The sequence below is a fragment of the Paraburkholderia sp. CHISQ3 genome (assembly GCF_030464945.1).
Classification (GTDB): Bacteria; Pseudomonadota; Gammaproteobacteria; order Burkholderiales; family Burkholderiaceae; genus Paraburkholderia; species Paraburkholderia megapolitana.
This window is the reverse complement of record NZ_JALPRG010000011.1, coordinates 34,168-50,089: the sequence shown is the minus strand read 5'-3', so window position 1 is coordinate 50,089 and position 15,922 is coordinate 34,168. Positions and strand designations below refer to the sequence as shown.

At 53.0% G+C, this 15,922-nt stretch carries 7 protein-coding genes; 6 read left to right on the top strand and 1 reads right to left on the bottom strand.

Features of this window, described 5'->3' with window-relative positions; all coding sequences use genetic code 11:
• The first annotated feature begins 429 nt into the window (after nt 1–429).
• The 6 genes from M0D65_RS24200 to M0D65_RS24175 are packed head-to-tail and all read left to right on the top strand — an operon-like array spanning nt 430 to nt 10,171.
• A complete protein-coding gene (locus tag M0D65_RS24200; protein ID WP_266254905.1) occupies nt 430–648 on the top strand; it encodes a hypothetical protein in 219 nt (72 codons plus the stop codon).
• Nucleotides 645–1,556: a DUF4007 family protein gene (locus M0D65_RS24195; RefSeq protein WP_266254904.1), complete on the top strand. Its 912-nt coding sequence runs from the start codon at nt 645–647 to the stop codon at nt 1,554–1,556. The genes M0D65_RS24200 and M0D65_RS24195 overlap by 4 nt, the downstream gene beginning before the upstream one ends.
• Nucleotides 1,549–5,007, top strand: a complete 3,459-nt coding sequence (locus M0D65_RS24190; RefSeq protein WP_266254903.1) for a hypothetical protein — start codon at nt 1,549–1,551, stop codon at nt 5,005–5,007. Before M0D65_RS24195 ends, M0D65_RS24190 begins: the two co-directional genes overlap by 8 nt.
• Complete coding sequence (locus M0D65_RS24185) at nt 4,985–5,812, top strand: phosphoadenosine phosphosulfate reductase family protein (RefSeq protein ID WP_266254902.1); 828 nt, start codon at nt 4,985–4,987, stop codon at nt 5,810–5,812. Before M0D65_RS24190 ends, M0D65_RS24185 begins: the two co-directional genes overlap by 23 nt.
• 42 nt (nt 5,813–5,854) lie before the next feature.
• Entirely contained in the window at nt 5,855–8,254 is a 2,400-nt protein-coding gene (locus tag M0D65_RS24180) for a sensor histidine kinase (protein ID WP_266254901.1), read from the top strand.
• A 3-nt stretch (nt 8,255–8,257) separates the two neighbouring features.
• Entirely contained in the window at nt 8,258–10,171 is a 1,914-nt protein-coding gene (locus M0D65_RS24175; RefSeq protein WP_266254900.1) for a hypothetical protein, read from the top strand.
• A gap of 406 nt (nt 10,172–10,577) precedes the next feature.
• On the opposite strand, the gene M0D65_RS24170 is transcribed toward M0D65_RS24175, so the two are convergent.
• A complete protein-coding gene (locus M0D65_RS24170) occupies nt 10,578–15,920 on the bottom strand; it encodes an FtsK/SpoIIIE domain-containing protein (RefSeq protein ID WP_266254899.1) in 5,343 nt (1,780 codons plus the stop codon).
• Nucleotides 15,921–15,922 lie beyond the last annotated feature (2 nt).

Sequence of the window (15,922 nt, the reverse complement as noted above, 5' to 3'; positions counted from 1 at the left end):
ACAATGCACGCGACAAGTCGTCGACTTGATCAAAGTTCAGAGCGAGAAAGTAGTTCCGAGGCGGCGCCGAATCGGATGACAATAGGTGGGTGGTCGTGCGCTCCCCGTGCGAGACTGAGAGCCGACCCGCTGCCTGGCAAGTCACACCTGCGACGGGACATGCGCCAGGCGCCACCGTCCGCTATCCCGCGGCCACTGCCCTACTTCAGCGTTATCTCGTAACGCGTTCCGCCCGACGATCTGACAGATAGCAAACTAGGTAAGACAACGGCTCAACGTGAGTCTCAAGTCCGATGAGTCAATGCGCAGGCAACCGCAGTTCAAGCGACGGAGAACTTTCGTTGCAGGTCAGCAATAGATAGCGATTCGCCTTGGTTCTGGTAGCATTCTGGTATCAAAATCTCCATCGCGAAGGATGCGGAGGTACTAATGAAAGTACTTTTTGGGACCAAAAAGGTTCAAAAAACAGGCCGGGTCGCGTTGACTGAACAGCTGCTTCACAATGCTGGGTTACAGGAAGGAGATTCGGTCGATATCTATTTTGATTCGTCGACAAAGACAATCATTCTTGAACGCTCTCCCGAGCTGACCGACGCGAAAGCTCGGTCTGCACCTGAAAGCAAAACAAGAAGTCGGAGAAAACAATGAGTAACTCTGCCAACGAGCGGTTTTCCGGTCATGAATCGTTCGTGTGTCGCTATGGGTGGCTTCCGAAGGTGTTCAAGGCTGTAAGCGCAGACCCCGAACTGTTGCGAAACGAGGACCGCGCTATGGTTGCGCTTGGTATCGGACGCAATATGGTGAAATCGATCCAGTTTTGGGCAGAGGCATCGGGCGTGTTGCAGTCTATGGGACCACGCGGGCACACACCTGGTCCTGTGGGTTCGCTGCTTTTCAGGGGACAGGGGGCATTGGACCCGTACCTAGAGTCGCTCGAGTCTTTGTGGCTTATTCACTGGCAGCTCTGCACGACGGCTGGTTTGGCGGCATGGCGCGAAGTATTTGCGGAGGGACGCCTGATCCGGTTCGAACGGCAGAGGCTGGTTGAGGCACTTGCTCGCCGCGGCGAAGGAGCCGCACGGCCTCTGGCGTCGAGCACCCTCGAACAGCACACCGGCATCTTCGTACAAACCTATTATCAGGAAGAGCGCGGCTCTGACGACACGTCATGGTGCCCGCTTCAAGATCTGGGTCTACTGCAGGCAACAAAGGAAGAGGACGGCCGGGTGATGTTCAGCGCTGATCCTCGTGCTCCGGTGGGATTGACGCTGCGCGTTTTCGGCATAGCCCTCGTGCAATTCATGCTTCGACGGGGTGACGGTGTGCAGTCAGTCGATTTCAATCAACTGTTGAGGGGCGTCGGAAGTCCGGGACTGGTTTTTCGACTGGATGAGCATCAGCTGCGGGTTTTTGTTGAAAATCTGTGCAATACGGAGCTGGCGGGGGCGCTTCGGTTTGTTGATACGGCCGACACGCAAAGTGTCGTATTGAATCCGGAACACCTGGATCCACAGTTCCTGCTACAAGTGGTAGAGGAGGCTTACCCGCATGTCTGAACGAATCATCGATGCTATTGAATTAGGTGGGCGCCATACGCGTTCAATTGCATTGGACCGCGACCTCCGTGACGAGTCTGCTGTCGAAAACTACCTTCCGACACCAAACGCGATCGCTTCATTAAAGCAGATCGGCGAAGCAGTCGCCGCAGGCAACGCGCAAAGGGCCTGGAAAATCGTGGGCCCTTATGGCAGCGGCAAGTCGGCGCTAGGGGTGATGGTTGCGCAGCTTTTTTCTGGACAAGCTGAACATCCGGCGGCATCGCAACTGCTGCACCGATCAGCTCCTCGCGTCGCTGCCCTGTATCAGGACGCGCATCGCTTTCCCCTTGCTGTGGTTGGCGCGCGAGTGTCGATCGGGTTGGCATTGGCGGTCGCGGTCCGGAATGCGCTATCGGGATGGCTCCAAAACAAGGCTGCCACCGCGCTGAGGAAGCAGCTTGACGAACAGGCTGGTACCTACAAAAGCAGGCCGCTCAACGCAGTTGCTGGCGAGTTGATCTCGGACTTTGCCAGCGCAGCCGTAGTCGCAGGCTACGATGGAGTCGTTCTGCTGGTTGATGAGGTAGGGAAGTTTGTTGAGCATGCCGCGCTCTATCCCGAACACGGTGATCTGATTGCATTGCAGCAGATTGCTGAACAAGCGTGTCGGGCTGATGGACCTAGCCTCGCAGTGGTTGCAATGCTGCACCAGCACTTTGCGAGCTACGCCGCTGGCGTTGGTCGTTCGCTCAGCGATGAATGGCACAAGGTGGCCTCAAGGTTCGAGGAGATACCTTTCGACGAACCTATTGAACGATACGCACATTTCGCGGCTCACGCGATCACAGGGAAGGCACGTCTTGCCCGGGAGTCGGGACTTGCGGATGACGCTCGCTCGACCTATGCGAAAGCGTTGGAATATGGAGTTCTGCGCGCGCCGATGTCTGTTGATCAGAGACTCTTCGAGCGGGCTGAGCAACTGTATCCTCTTCATCCGCTCAGCGTTGCGGCGCTTGCCGTCATATCAAAGCGGTACGGGCAAAGCGAGCGGTCGTTTCACGCATTCCTGCGTGGCAACGAGCCATTCGCTCTTCGTGATTTTGCTGAGCGCAACTCGCTTGCCGAGACGCCGTGGTATCGCCTTCCGGACCTTTTCGATTATCTTGCCGGCGGCTATGGGCTGCGCTTTAGAGACCTAGCTGCAGAACGACGCTGGACATTCGCGCGTGCGACGGTCGAACGCCAGACGCTGGACCCTCTGGCTGTGCGCGCACTGAAATCCATTGCCGTGATGGAGCTGATTGAAGCGGTCGTCGGCACACCCATTACGGCAGGCTTTCTTGCTTTCTCTTTGGGAGATGTGACAACGAAAGCCATGAGCGCAGCGCTTGATCGGTTAGTCGAGCATGGGGTGTTGATACATCGTAGAAATGGGTCGGAATATTCGTTTGCCGTCTCCGACGCAGTCAACATCGAAGCGCTATATGAGCAAGCCGCGCGCGCAAGCGAAGACGAGCTGATCGTCCGGGGCATTTCGGCGGTTTTGGCGCATCGCCTCACTATTGCGAATAAGCACTACGACACCAGCGGCACTATCCGGACAATGAAGATTGTCGCCGGTTCGCCTGCGGCGTGGCCGCAGATCCCCGGTGCCAAAATTGATGAAGCGCAGCCTGATGGCTGGTTGAAATTGGTGCTAGTGACAGGTGGACCCGATGCCGAAGTTGCGGTCCGGCACCAGCTAAAAAGCGAGGCTGGCGAACTGACTATTGGTGCCTGCATGCCTTTGTCTGCAGAAGCCAGAGCGGCCTTGGCAGAATATTCCATCTGGCTTGCGGTCCAACGAGAGGTGACAAGCAAGAGGCTTGATCCTTGGACCAGTCAGTATGTGGGCGGCCGTCTGCACGAGGCCCGTGAATCAGTTGGGCGATTGGTGCTGTCCGAACTTAATCCGTTCCCAGGGCGTCCTGGATGCGAATACTGGCACAAGGGAAAGCCGATCCCGGGTAGCCGGAACATGAATGTGAGCCAGTTGGCTTCATGGCTGTTCGATACTGTCTATAGCGAAACACCGCGGATCGTCAACGAACTGATTAATAAAGACAAGCCCGCCCCGGCGATCGTGCTAGCGCGTCAACGTCTGTTTGATGTGTTGATAGGTGGCGATTCGTCACGCCAGATCTGTGGGGCAAACGAGTATCCCCCTGAGCGTCTGATTCACTCAACGCTGCTTCGCGATACCGGCATATGGACGGAAAAGGAAGGACACTGGGAACTGGTCGCTCCAACGCGAGCCGCTAAACTCGACATCACAGCGGTCTGGGCGGCTATCGCTGAAGAACTGTGTGCAGAGACGCCCGCCACATTTGCGAGCGTGACAGAGCGGCTAGCGAGTGCACCGCTGGGCATCCGGGCCGGGCCCGCGGGTATATGGATCATCCTCTATCTGATCATTCACCGGAGCCGTTGCGCCATTTTCGAACGGGGAACGCTCGTCCTTGAGTTGACTGCGGAACATCTGCAGCGAATATTCAAGAATCCGCAGTCCGTCGAGCTGCGGGAACTTCCACAGGGCGATCGCAGCAGAAAGTTGCTGCACGACTATCGGGTGGCAATGGCAGCGATCGGCTGCGTGGTTGAAGGTGAATTGACCTGGTTGGAACTGGCGAGAAGTCTATACCGATGGTTTGGGCGTTTGCCTGAGTTCTCGATGCAAACCGGGCGATTGAACAAGGACGCCGTCCTAGTTCGATCTGTGCTTAAAAAGGCACAGGATCCGATCAAGTTACTGACGATTAGTCTGCCAGAACAGCATTCACAGACAAAATCGAAGGCAACCTTTGTCAACTGGTTGTCGGTAACGCTGTCGGAACTTGGAATTGCACATCGGCGACTGCAGGACACAGTATCAGTTGACGTCGGTCAATCGTTCGAGATCAGTGGGCCCTTGAGTCGCGTGAGAAATCAGCTTCAGACCGAGTGCGCCGGACTCGCTGCGGATCTCGCTGACGTTCGCTTAAAAAGTTTCATTCTACGTTGCACGGACATTTCTCTTACTGATGAGAAGTGGCTGGATTCAATCGCGAATCTGGTTGTGCAGCGCTCTCTTGATGCGTGGACGGACGAGACACTGGGTCGCTTTTCACAGTCTCTGACTGAATTGTGTGGCCAGTACAAGCGCTGGATGCGATTGGTGACGCAACGCAGCCGGCTGCCCCGCACCACGGAACGGTTCGTGGGACTAACGTTGACAATGCCCGGAGGGCAGGAGTCCAGCCTGTTCGTCAATACTACTGACCAGTCGAAAGATTTGGCCCGGGACGTCGTGAAAATGATATCCGACGCTGCAAGCGGCGATCATCAGTTAGCTGCAGCGGCCCTAGCTCAGGCATTGCAGGAGCTTCATGGCCTGCAGATCAATGCATCGTTGAAGGAGGAATCGTCTGATGGCAAACGAAAAGCGCACTAGGCATATCCTTAGTCTCTCCGGAGGGAAGGACAGTGCGGCTCTGGCAATTTACCTTCGCGACAGGGTGCCGGAAATGGAATACATTTTCAGCGATACGCGGAAGGAGTTGCCGGAGACCTATGAATATCTTGAGCGTATCAGCAGTTACCTTGGCAAAGAGGTCACGCGGCTGAATGCAGATGTTGGGTTTGATCACTGGTATGAAATGTACGGGGGGATGATTCCCTCAAACCATCGCCGTTGGTGCACGCGTGCGTTGAAGCTCAAACCATTCGAACAACACTGCGGAAATGACGAAGTCGTCAACTATGTTGGACTTCGTGCCGATGAAGATCGCGGTGGTTACATCAGTCACAAGCCGAATATCAAGGCAGTGTATCCCTTCAAGGAAGATGGACTCATACTCCGGGATATCGAGGAAATTCTCCGTACGTCGGGGGTTGGGATGCCCCCCTACACAAAGTGGGGTAGAACCAGATCTGGATGCTATTTCTGCTTCTATCAACAGAAGATCGAGTGGGTCCGCCTGAAGGAAACTCATCCGGACCTATATGAAAAGGCGAAGGCGTACGAAAAACCGTACGACAAGACCGGCAATTTCTTTACGTGGAGCCAAGGTGAGAGCTTGGCAGAACTAGAGCAGCCACAACGAGTTGAAGCGATAAAGCGCGAGCATATTATTCGCTTCGAACGTCAGAAGGCTAGAAGGGAAAACGCCACTCTATTGGAGGTGTTTACCCAAGCGGACGCAGCAGAGGATCTTGATGAAGACGATGATCAAGGGTGTCTAGTCTGTCAACTGTGACTCGTCGCCGACAATCCAATTCGCGCTGTACAACCTATAAAAATGTCAATTTATTTCAAGGCTCGGGTTTTACTGGAACTGGGGGCCGAGCTGATAAGCTCGGATGCCGTGGCTCTGTATGAGCTGATAAAAAACGGCATCGATGCAGGGTCCAAGCGCGTTGAGATCGATGTCAACATCATCATGCAACCGTCGTCACAGAGAGAGCTCGAATCAAAGTGGAGCACGGTCGATACCAAGGACTGGAACAAAGAAGAATTCTCGTTTGATTTAGCCGAGCATATCGAGTCCACAGCATCAGAGGCGGCACGGAACGATTTTCTGACACGAATGCGTGACGTTTCTGGACCGAGTCAAGCACTTCTTGCTTTGAAGGCGGCATGTTTCGATGGGAATCGAATCCAGGTGATCGATAGCGGACACGGGATGGACGATGATGCATTGCGCACGTGCTATCTGACGGTTGGTACGCCGAGCAGGCTCAAGCAGAAGAAGCTGGCACTGGCATCTGACAAGGCCTCTGTCATCGTTCCTTTGGGGGAAAAGGGCATTGGCCGTCTCGCCGCGATGCGTATTGGACATCATGTTAACGTGGCGTCGAGGGCAAGTACCAAGCCAGCCGAATTTGAACTGGAGCTGGATTGGCGGCCTGTTTTTCGAGACCCCGATCTCGATGCTGGAGCGTTGCAATTTGAACCCAAACCAAGGCAGCCAAGTTTGTCGACCTCCACGGGCACGGTTATCACGATTCGAGATATTCAATCCGACTGGACGATAGATAAACTTACCGAACTGGCTGATGCTGATCTCTCAAAGCTGGCTGATCCATTCAAAGTGAATTACGCAAATCAGTTCTTGCGAATTAAATTCCAAGGAGAGGATCAGACGTTGGTCACTGCGTTCCGGTCTAGCAATCTGAAATTTGCGGACGCGGAGTGCACCATTTCATTTAAGGCAGGCAGTCCAGGAGATAGTGCAACCGGGCAAATCGCAGGGATGGAAGTGACGACTGTCTATCGGCGGTTCGACGACAAGGCCGAGAAGCTAGTACATCATGGCTCTCACCTTCGGGATAGTGTGAGCCACCCACCGGGACGACGCACCGTACGGGCAAAAGCCTCAGACCGCCTGCCTCGTTCCGATGAAGTCATTGCAGCCCTATCGACTCTAGGGGATTTTGAGGCAAAATTCTGGTGGTTCAATCGAGGTCGGTTACAGAAGGAAGATAAAGAGCTGTGGGCGTCAGGCCTCCGTAAGTTCGTCCGCGACTGGAGCGGTGGGCTCCTCGTATACAGGGATGGGTTTCGAGTGTATCCGTATGGTTCAGCCGCGGATGATTGGCTTGACCTCGATAGAAAGGCGCTCGCGAGCTCCGCGTATAAGTTGAATCGAGCGCAAATTATCGGCTATTTACGAATTTCTTCGCATGGCAATCCCAACCTGCAAGATCAGACGAATCGCGAAGGCTTCCGCGATTGTCCTCAAAAGGAAGCTCTCCGTCGTCTTCTTAGACAGGCCATCATATCCGACTGTAAAACATTCCTTGAGCGTGTCGACAAGGAAAACAAAGCGGCAGACGAAGAGACCATCCGAGACATCGATACGAGGATTGTTGACGCGAGTGACGCCGCAGCGTTTAACCTGAAGCGACTGCGGGATCGTGTGCCGGGCGAGTCGGCCGTGGTCCAAACAATCCTTGTCGAACTAGCGGAAGTACAGGACGCGTGGGATCGTGCAAAGGCGGCCTTGGAGGCGAAAGACTCCGAGGTGGAAAAGTACAGTCATTTGGCAGGTGTTGGATTAATGGTCGAATTATTGGCACACGAACTCGCCCGATCGACCGACGCCGCCCTCGAGTTATTAAAAGACAAGCGAACAGTACGCGATCCAGCTAAATTGGAGATGCTGGAGGCCCAACTTAAGACATTAAATAAACGGGTTCGCGTCATTGATGAATTGAGCATACCTGGGCGGCAACGCAAAGCTATTCTCGATATCACCAGTCTTGTCTCACTGGTAAAGGAATTCTACGAGACAAAATTACATCGCCATGGCATTCAGTTTAATATCGAAGTAAACCCAAAAAAAATATTTTCCAGAAAAGTCGAAAAGGGGCAGATTATCCAGATATTTGATAATTTGCTGAATAACTCGACCTATTGGCTCGTCCGTAGATTGGATAGAAAAAAACCGCCAGAAATTCGAGCATTGATAAATCCTCAACTTGGCACCATTCAGTTTACCGATACTGGGCCGGGAATTCCAGATACGATCGGCGGAAGAGTTTTTGATCCATTTTATTCAACCAAACCCAAAGAAGGCAGGGGGCTTGGACTGTATATAGCCAAGCGTCTCGCATCAGAGAACGACGCTACGCTGGAACTGCTGCCAGCCCACGAAGGCGTACATCATGGGTTTGAACTTCGTTTCGCGGAAAAATAAGAAATGAATTTGGTGGAAGCTATAAAAATTAAGAGTGGATCCGTTGTCGTGGTTGATGACGACTTGGTTCCTCCGAACTTCTCACGTCTGGATGCGGAAGCCTACACGCGGTTCTACCAGTTGATAGACGGTGATTCGAAGGCTCGCGCTCTAACACGCGACCTTTTGCGAATCAGCGGTGACGACGATGGGGATGTTGTTGAGCTGATGACTGCAGTCGAGACACGGGTCGATGAACTATGGTCTATCTTTCGACGGGGCGAGCATGAATATCTGTTGAAACCTCTTTTAGGCGATTTCGCCGCCGCATACGACACGTCACGCCATCGAGTTGACACCTTGGTCGAATTCCTTCGAGGCTACTTCGAAGTCGAACCGTTGACCTTCTCGTCTATAGCGGATGCTGGTCCCGCGCTAAGGGCATGTGCGCTTGCATTTGTCGATTTCTATCTGGGAGGCGTTACAACAGCCGAACAGGCTATGCAACTTCATGCGGCAGCGAAGAATGAACTTTCTTCTGAATTTGAGTTGGAACAAAAATCTTGGCCGAAAGTCATTATGCTGATGTCTTCCCGTCTGCCTAGACAGGAAGAGCTGACGCTATTTCGGAATGGGACGGGAATTAAGAGTGCATTTTTCTCTACGTTAGATAAAAAAGACATCGCCGACCTCTTCTTAAGAAAAACTTTAGACCGTTGTTTGGCTCAGTATGATCCGGCCACACAATTAAATGGCTATTTACAGTCTATTCGCGCAGCTATCCGAGAGTCTGCAAATTCGTTGGACGAAGAAGTTTCCAGGCTAGAGTTACATGATCTGACAACGCTAAAATCTCTCAGACTCGATGCGGAAAGTGAGTCTGTTCAGGGATATCTAACATGGTTTTTATCGGAAGCTCTTGCTTCGAAGCTAAGAAGTAATTCAAATCTGCAGCGGCAGTTGTTGCCGTCCGAAAATCAATACCCCCAGCTTGATGGAAAATTGTTGCCTGGCAGCGTATTGTTCGAACTTTTTTCGGATATTGCTGTTGCGCCGCTCTCACCCGCAGGTGGTGACACTGCATTCTCATTCGGCGATGTTATCGAAGATATCTCTGGTAGTTCGGAAGGAGAACGCTCGTTGCTGCTAGTTATCTCTCCCGCTTGCGATTTAATCCGTTGTCTGGCTTCGCACGAAGTACTGTGCGTTCGGGGATTGATTCACGATACAAGTCGTAGTCTGCACGAGCTTTTAGGAAAAGCTTACGCGTTTGGCAAAGGGAAGCTGGTTTTGAAGCACGTTCAGGCAGGCATGGTTGTTTATAGTCGAATTACGTGGGAGATTAAACGTCTTTGCACTATTAAAAATTCTGCGTTGAAGGACGATAGTAATTTCAAGCGCATTGCCAGGCTATCCGAGGTGTTCGCACAGGAAATAAAGGATTTGGCACTTTCTCAGGTTTCGCGGGTTGGCACGCCAGTTGATCCGTCCTTTTCTATTGCTTTGCAGGCATTTGTTCGAATAAAAATAAATGTTGCAAAAGGTATTGAAATTTCATTTCAGGCGGATCTTGTTGGTCAGGATTATGTCCCCGCGGTTTTGGCGATGGGGCGTATTCCAAGCACTGATGGGGAACGCGAAGCTGATCCGCTAGAAAAGACGGTAATTTTCTCGTATCAATTCCAGGATTGGATTCTCGATGAGCTGGGAAAATTGATGTCGGAACACGCCCCGCCGCCCCCGAATCTGTCAAAATTGTGCACATATTTCGGACGAAACGAAAACCTCATGGTTACTCTTTCTGAGGCTGGGGAGGGAAGTGCGGAAAATGGTGTTATCAAGTTTAAATATTTTGAACATCCTACGTCCGTTGATAACGTAAAAAATGGGTTGGAGGTTGCGCTGTTCCCGTATCAGCGTCGGCAGGCGGAAGCGTGAATTTCGATTGGGCCCGTGGATGGCGGCAGAGGGATGAGCTGGGGGGCAAGACAGTTAGCTTGTTTGACTACCGTAGCGGCAGCGCCTCAGCGCGTTCCGCGCCGAGGCCGTGCGCGTTGATCAACTTCACAGCTGATTGAACCCCATACGTGAAATACCTTTGCGCCGACTCTATCCCGAGAGTCCACGAGGGTTTGCTGCAATCTAAGGACGATAGATCGCAGGCGCGCTGAGGTACTAGACCGAAGCTGGCATCGAAGGCCGGCATCGGCTGGTCAAACGGCATGCCAGATTCAACGTCCCTGTTGGAAAAGCCTTGATCCGGCGAGCGCATATGTTTAACACTCGCCGGCCAGCCTGTAGGAAACGTGAAGAGTCGGAGCTGAATTGCGCGTGGCTTACCTCGCTAACCCTCGAGCGTCGGCCGGGAGTTCGCAGCGACTTGATCCGCCTGCTTTGCAGACTCAACCATTTCGGCTATCTCATAAGAGGTTAACATAGGAACCTGGCAGTAGATCAGGCCAACATGACCCTCCAACTTCGCGGCCATATGACCACGTCCTAGGAGACGCTCAGCACCTTTCTCACCGCCCAAAGCGATCTCAGATGTCCCTTCAGAATCGACTCGTAAGATGAGCCGGTTTCCCAAATTTGCCCGTAACTGCATGGGCATAACCTGATTGTCCGGTCGCTGGGCTGCAAAAATAAGAAAGATACCTGCTGCGCGGGCCTTAACTGTCAGCCTGCTGACGACATTTGCCACGGTGTGGCTGTAGGTATCGGTCATCATCCATTCAGCGAATTCATCGTGGATTACCCAGAGACACGGAAGTCGCTCTGTTGCGCCAGTTTTGTGGTTGAGCTCAAAAATGTTGGAGCATCTGTTTGCTTTGATGATTGTGTAACGACGGTTCATTTCTTCAATGAGGCCATTTAGTGTTTCAATGGCCTGTTCCTGCTCCTCAATAATTCCGTCACCCAAGTGAGGGAGACCCTCGAATGCAAAATAATCCACTCCCATCTTTGGATCGATCAGGATGATGCGAGCCTGCTCTGGCGTGTTGGTACATGCAATGGAAAGAATGATGTTCTGCATGAGCACCGATTTGCCGCTACCGGTTGAGCCAGCGATTAGAGTATGAGGAGCATTCTCCGTTGGGGAAACAAATACGAGACTACTATCGTCTTCCTTGACAGCGACCAGCAGGCGGTGATTCCCATCTGCTGTCGGTGGTGACCACCGCTGCCATACATCAAGCGTATGGAGGGTTTGACGTTGAGGGCGCTCGATTGATATCGAGACAACGCCGGGCTCCGGGCGTACCGAGATAACGTTGAGCGAGTGCGTCGTCAGCATCTCGGAGCGTCGCTTCAGGACCTGCTCTACCGTCATGTTGATCGCACCCTGAAAACGGATGATCGCCGCGTTCGGGGTGAGTCGGGGTTCGCCTACGACTTTGGCGTTCAGCTGAAATTGTTGTAACGCGGTGCGGGTCGCCATCACCACATCACGTAACCACGCGGCTTCAGCTTCTGATACAACCGACGTTGTTTGGCGTGAAGCAACAATTGTTGCGACGGCAGCGGTACACCAACCATTTTGGGGGATGTCCCCTCGTGCGGTGGTGGACACCCTGTCGGTGTTCGTATAGTTCACTTCAGGCAAGCTATCGACGTCGAGAGGTAACGATCCCATACCGACTGATGGGGTCTCCGTTGCAGACAAACTGTCTATTGCCAGACCACTTTCGAAAGTTGGTACATGCGGTCTGTCCTTTCTTCCGGACACAGCGCGCCTGAGAGCTGGTGTTGATGCCCCAGAGCCGACCGCTTTATATTCGCGCTTTTGTACGATGGGCTGTTCCGCAACGGAAAAGCGGATTGTGTCTGCACTTGCATTCTCTTCATAAGCAAGAAGCAGGAGACGCGTTTTCGCACGTGAATAGGACTCTTGATACGAGCCGTGGCAATCGGCAAGCACTGCGAAATCGGAATTCTCCTCTTCGTTCGGACTGGAAACGAAGATATGCGAGTAACCACGTAAGAATATTTTGCAATGGCCCTCGCGAACCTGGCGACGGAATGTGACGAGATCGATCGGGTCGCCAGCGGAGTAAGGAATGCCGGACAACAGAAGATCCGAAAAGCGCGAAAGCCATAAGTCGCGATCCAGTCGTGGTGGATCGCCGAACAGGGCTTGTTCGATTCGACGCATGCTGTCCCGCAGCTGTTTCTGGGATTCCTTTCGCTTTTCCGCGAGAGATGCATCTCCAATATATTTTGATTCAGTGACGACTACCGCAAGTTGTCGCGAGCCGTCAGGAAGAATCTCTGGGCTGATCACCAGCAGATCTGCAATTTGCTGACCTTCTTCGCCAAGCCATTCTGCATAGTCATCAAGAAAATAGCAGCCAATGCGATTATCCGAGCCCAGTTCCTGACGGACTAGGAAATAGCTCAGCACTACCCCCATCAATTCGCTAGCGTTTCGCCCCCTCTTCGCAGCGCGCAGCACGAGATCGCCAGATATGAGATTCGCGTCGTCGATGAATCGCTTCGCGAGCGCACGTACACGCGGGTCGGATAATTCCGGAGCAAGGTCCTTGATTCGACCAATGATCATTGTTTGCAACAGACCAAGAGAGGCATTCGACGACACAAGCAGGTTTCGGCCTTGCGAAGCTGACTGCTTATAGCGAATAACGCGAACCCCTTGGTTGACGAGTTGCCTCCGATCAAGTAATTCGTCGAAGTTGACAACCCAGTTGCCCAGATTGTGTGTCTCCTCGAAAATCTTGGCGGTTGTTGGATCATGGAAGTCAAGCTGTCGCGCTGGCAGGTACCTGCGCGTCATGTCTTCGTGCCAGTCGGGCCGAAAGAAGCTCGTCAGAGCGGTGACATAGCTCCACCCCTCCCTCGTCTGCACCGGGCACGTCAGATATACGATCGATTTCTCCTCATCGCGAGCGGACGGTCTGCGACGAGACCAACGTGCAGGTACCAGCTCGTCGACGTTGGCAGGCGTTGCGTCTTCCCGATACCATTCAAGAACTGCGTGACGTGAGATCACGTCATGTAGAAATACAATATCCTTGCTAGGTCCGTCCTTTTGGTCGGGGACAGGCGCTTCATCTGCCATGATTCCGATTCGCAGTCGGGCCATGAAATCCCGACTGGCTTCGCTGCCAATGAATCCGTCAGCGTCGACGTCAGAGGACTCTAATATTTGCTCATACAAACGGTGGAGCTTCTCCTTGTCGCGATGGCGGAGGACAACCTCGCAGCGCATGTCTTCATCGTCTTCATGCAACTCGTTCACGCGATTCACGACTGCCTGAGGCAAGCTGGCGGAGTCGCAGTTATAAAGGACCGCTGAGAGGTTCGCTCTTTCGTGAGGAAACAGGGCAATGTACCGTTGCACCATATCAACGATCTGACTCGCCGTCTGGATCGGGCTCTCGTTGGTTTCCGACTCTTGGGAAGTACCGCGCAGAGGAAGCTCGTGGAGTGTGTAATCGGCTACGCTGTCTGTCAGACTCAATAGCTCGGGCTTACGTTCGCGCCAACCGAGTGCCAGCTCTGGATAGTAGGCATGCTGAAGCTCGTCCTTCATTTCTTTGAAATAAAGCGCAGGGTCGCCAAATAATATTGCTGGGGCCTTAAGCAAATGACCAAGAAGATCCGCGAGTCGGGTTGCTTTCGCGGCCATGCCCATCATTCTGAGCGGATTCCATGGTGCGATAATAGCGGCAGGCGCCGCGCCAACTACCGGTACTACGCCGATAGCGAGCAGGGGTTTGACCAGCAGGTCGCGAAGACGGTCACCCCGTGCTCTTGTGGTAACTGCATCGATCAACTTGCCGTATTTTTCATATTGGTCCCTGATCTCAGTAGCGGCCACACTGACTTTAGGGAAGGTTTCAATTGCGGTGGTGTAACTGTCGACGAATTGTCGAAACAGCTCTCGCAATTCGATCGCCAGTTCTTCGGTGAGTAATCCTTGCGCAACAAGTGAGGAGACGTTTTTCTCCCATAAAAGTGAGAGGTCGTACTCCTTGCGGTAGACGCGAATCAGGGAGCCGCGATCTTGTCCAAAGGCCGCAGCCAGGCTTCGGATTTCCTGAAGATCCAACGCTTGTGCTTGTCCTTTCGAACCAACCGGCTCACGAGCAACTTCGCAGAGCGGCAAGGGATGGTCGATCAGGCGTTCCCAGTCGGAAACCAGTTCGCTACTTACTGCCGATGGGTCGAATCGCCAGATCAGTTGGCGATGATTCTCAAAATCGCCATCGTCAACGATAAGTTGCACATAGAACTTGATTTCGAGCGCGGCCCGCGCGGCAGAGTCATTTGGTTTGTATTTTTTCCTGCCGTTTCCTGCATCACTGAGCCAGTCGGCGTGAATACGGTCAAAATCGAAGAGCTCGCCGACGTCGAAACGACTGCGACCGATGAGATCACGAATTCCTCGATAGCGAAAAACGAAGTACTTTCCCGCATCTACGTTGAGTTTTCGCAGATCTGCTTTGCTTCGTCGATCGGATGAGATCATCAGCACCCGCTTGCAGTTTTCCGGAAGATTCTGATCGAACAGGGACTCTAGGCATAGAGCAAGTCCACTAAGGAAGTCAGTGGCCTCAACGGGAGTTCCGAATACAAACCTGTCCCACTTGGACTTGAGGCGAGGGTCGTCCTTCAGGTCAAGTCGATGTGTCCGGTAGAAGGCGACATCATCGGCGATCGCCTGCGACGAGTTACGCCTTGACAGCGCCTGGAGATAGACTAAATCATCTTTCGTAAGCGAGTCAGCTTCCTGTTCGTCAAAGAAGTCGAGTGTAGCCTTGCCTAAATTGAATTTTTCAGGCTTTAACCCGTCAAAAAGCGGCTTAACTACTTCCCAGTCGATGTTGGCGAGTGCTTCCGCTTGCAAGTTCCATTTACTGGGCGCAGCGATAAAAGCAAGAATTGCAACATGGTACGGCTCGGGAATTATGTCCTTCACCTTTTGGAAAGCCGTGGTGAGGTCATCCGCGGACAGTACTTGATTACTCGGGGTGTACTTTTTAAGATAACAAGCCTGCCTTTTCTGTACTGAAGCAAACAACTGCTTCCATTTGCTGGCATGGCCGACGGTCCTGTCGTTCAGTGAGCGGAAGAGCGCCGGATTTTTTGGCCATTGTAGGACTGGCAATGCAATACCCATTACATCCGGGAAGACTTCTCCATGATCAGCGACCTCGATTCGCACTCGGAGAACATATGTCGCGAACGCGTCGAGCGTCACTTGGGCAACATCGTGCAGGCCTTGTAGCGCTGCAATCCAAGTTCTTCGCTGCTGGTCCGTGATGGGCAAACCTGCTGACGCCTCCTTTACCCAGAGCTCAACTTGCGAGCGAAGGAGCGTCGTGTCTATAACAGTCAAATCCGCAAGCGACTGCCGTTCATCGTCACCTGGCGTCGCCAGAAGCATTGCCGGTTTGCTGCATTCGGCATTGCGGAAAAACGTAGCACGTTCCGACGTCAAACAGTCTGCTGGAAGGCCAAAACCCGCAAGCCAGTGATCCGGAAGTTTGATGTCGATTCGGGACGCGAGACCGGGATTTCCCAAGATAGCTGTCGCCACAGCGGCGGTCTGTTCCGCAGACAGGGAATCAATGAGATAGCGAGCCGTTGTTGTCGGATCAGAATTGTCCAGTTGCGCGGCAAGGCAGGTGGCGGCCACGCGACCGATCAGATCATTGGTGTTCATAT

What these genes read in the sequence shown, in the direction of transcription:
- M0D65_RS24200 (WP_266254905.1), top strand. Translation starts at nt 430, where the DNA reads ATGAAAGTACTTTTTGGGACCAAAAAGGTTCAAAAAACAGGCCGGGTC.
- M0D65_RS24195 (WP_266254904.1), top strand. Translation starts at nt 645, where the DNA reads ATGAGTAACTCTGCCAACGAGCGGTTTTCCGGTCATGAATCGTTCGTG.
- M0D65_RS24190 (WP_266254903.1), top strand. Translation starts at nt 1,549, where the DNA reads ATGTCTGAACGAATCATCGATGCTATTGAATTAGGTGGGCGCCATACG.
- M0D65_RS24185 (WP_266254902.1), top strand. Translation starts at nt 4,985, where the DNA reads ATGGCAAACGAAAAGCGCACTAGGCATATCCTTAGTCTCTCCGGAGGG.
- M0D65_RS24180 (WP_266254901.1), top strand. Translation starts at nt 5,855, where the DNA reads ATGTCAATTTATTTCAAGGCTCGGGTTTTACTGGAACTGGGGGCCGAG.
- M0D65_RS24175 (WP_266254900.1), top strand. Translation starts at nt 8,258, where the DNA reads ATGAATTTGGTGGAAGCTATAAAAATTAAGAGTGGATCCGTTGTCGTG.
- M0D65_RS24170 (WP_266254899.1), bottom strand. Translation starts at nt 15,920, where the DNA reads ATGAACACCAATGATCTGATCGGTCGCGTGGCCGCCACCTGCCTTGCC.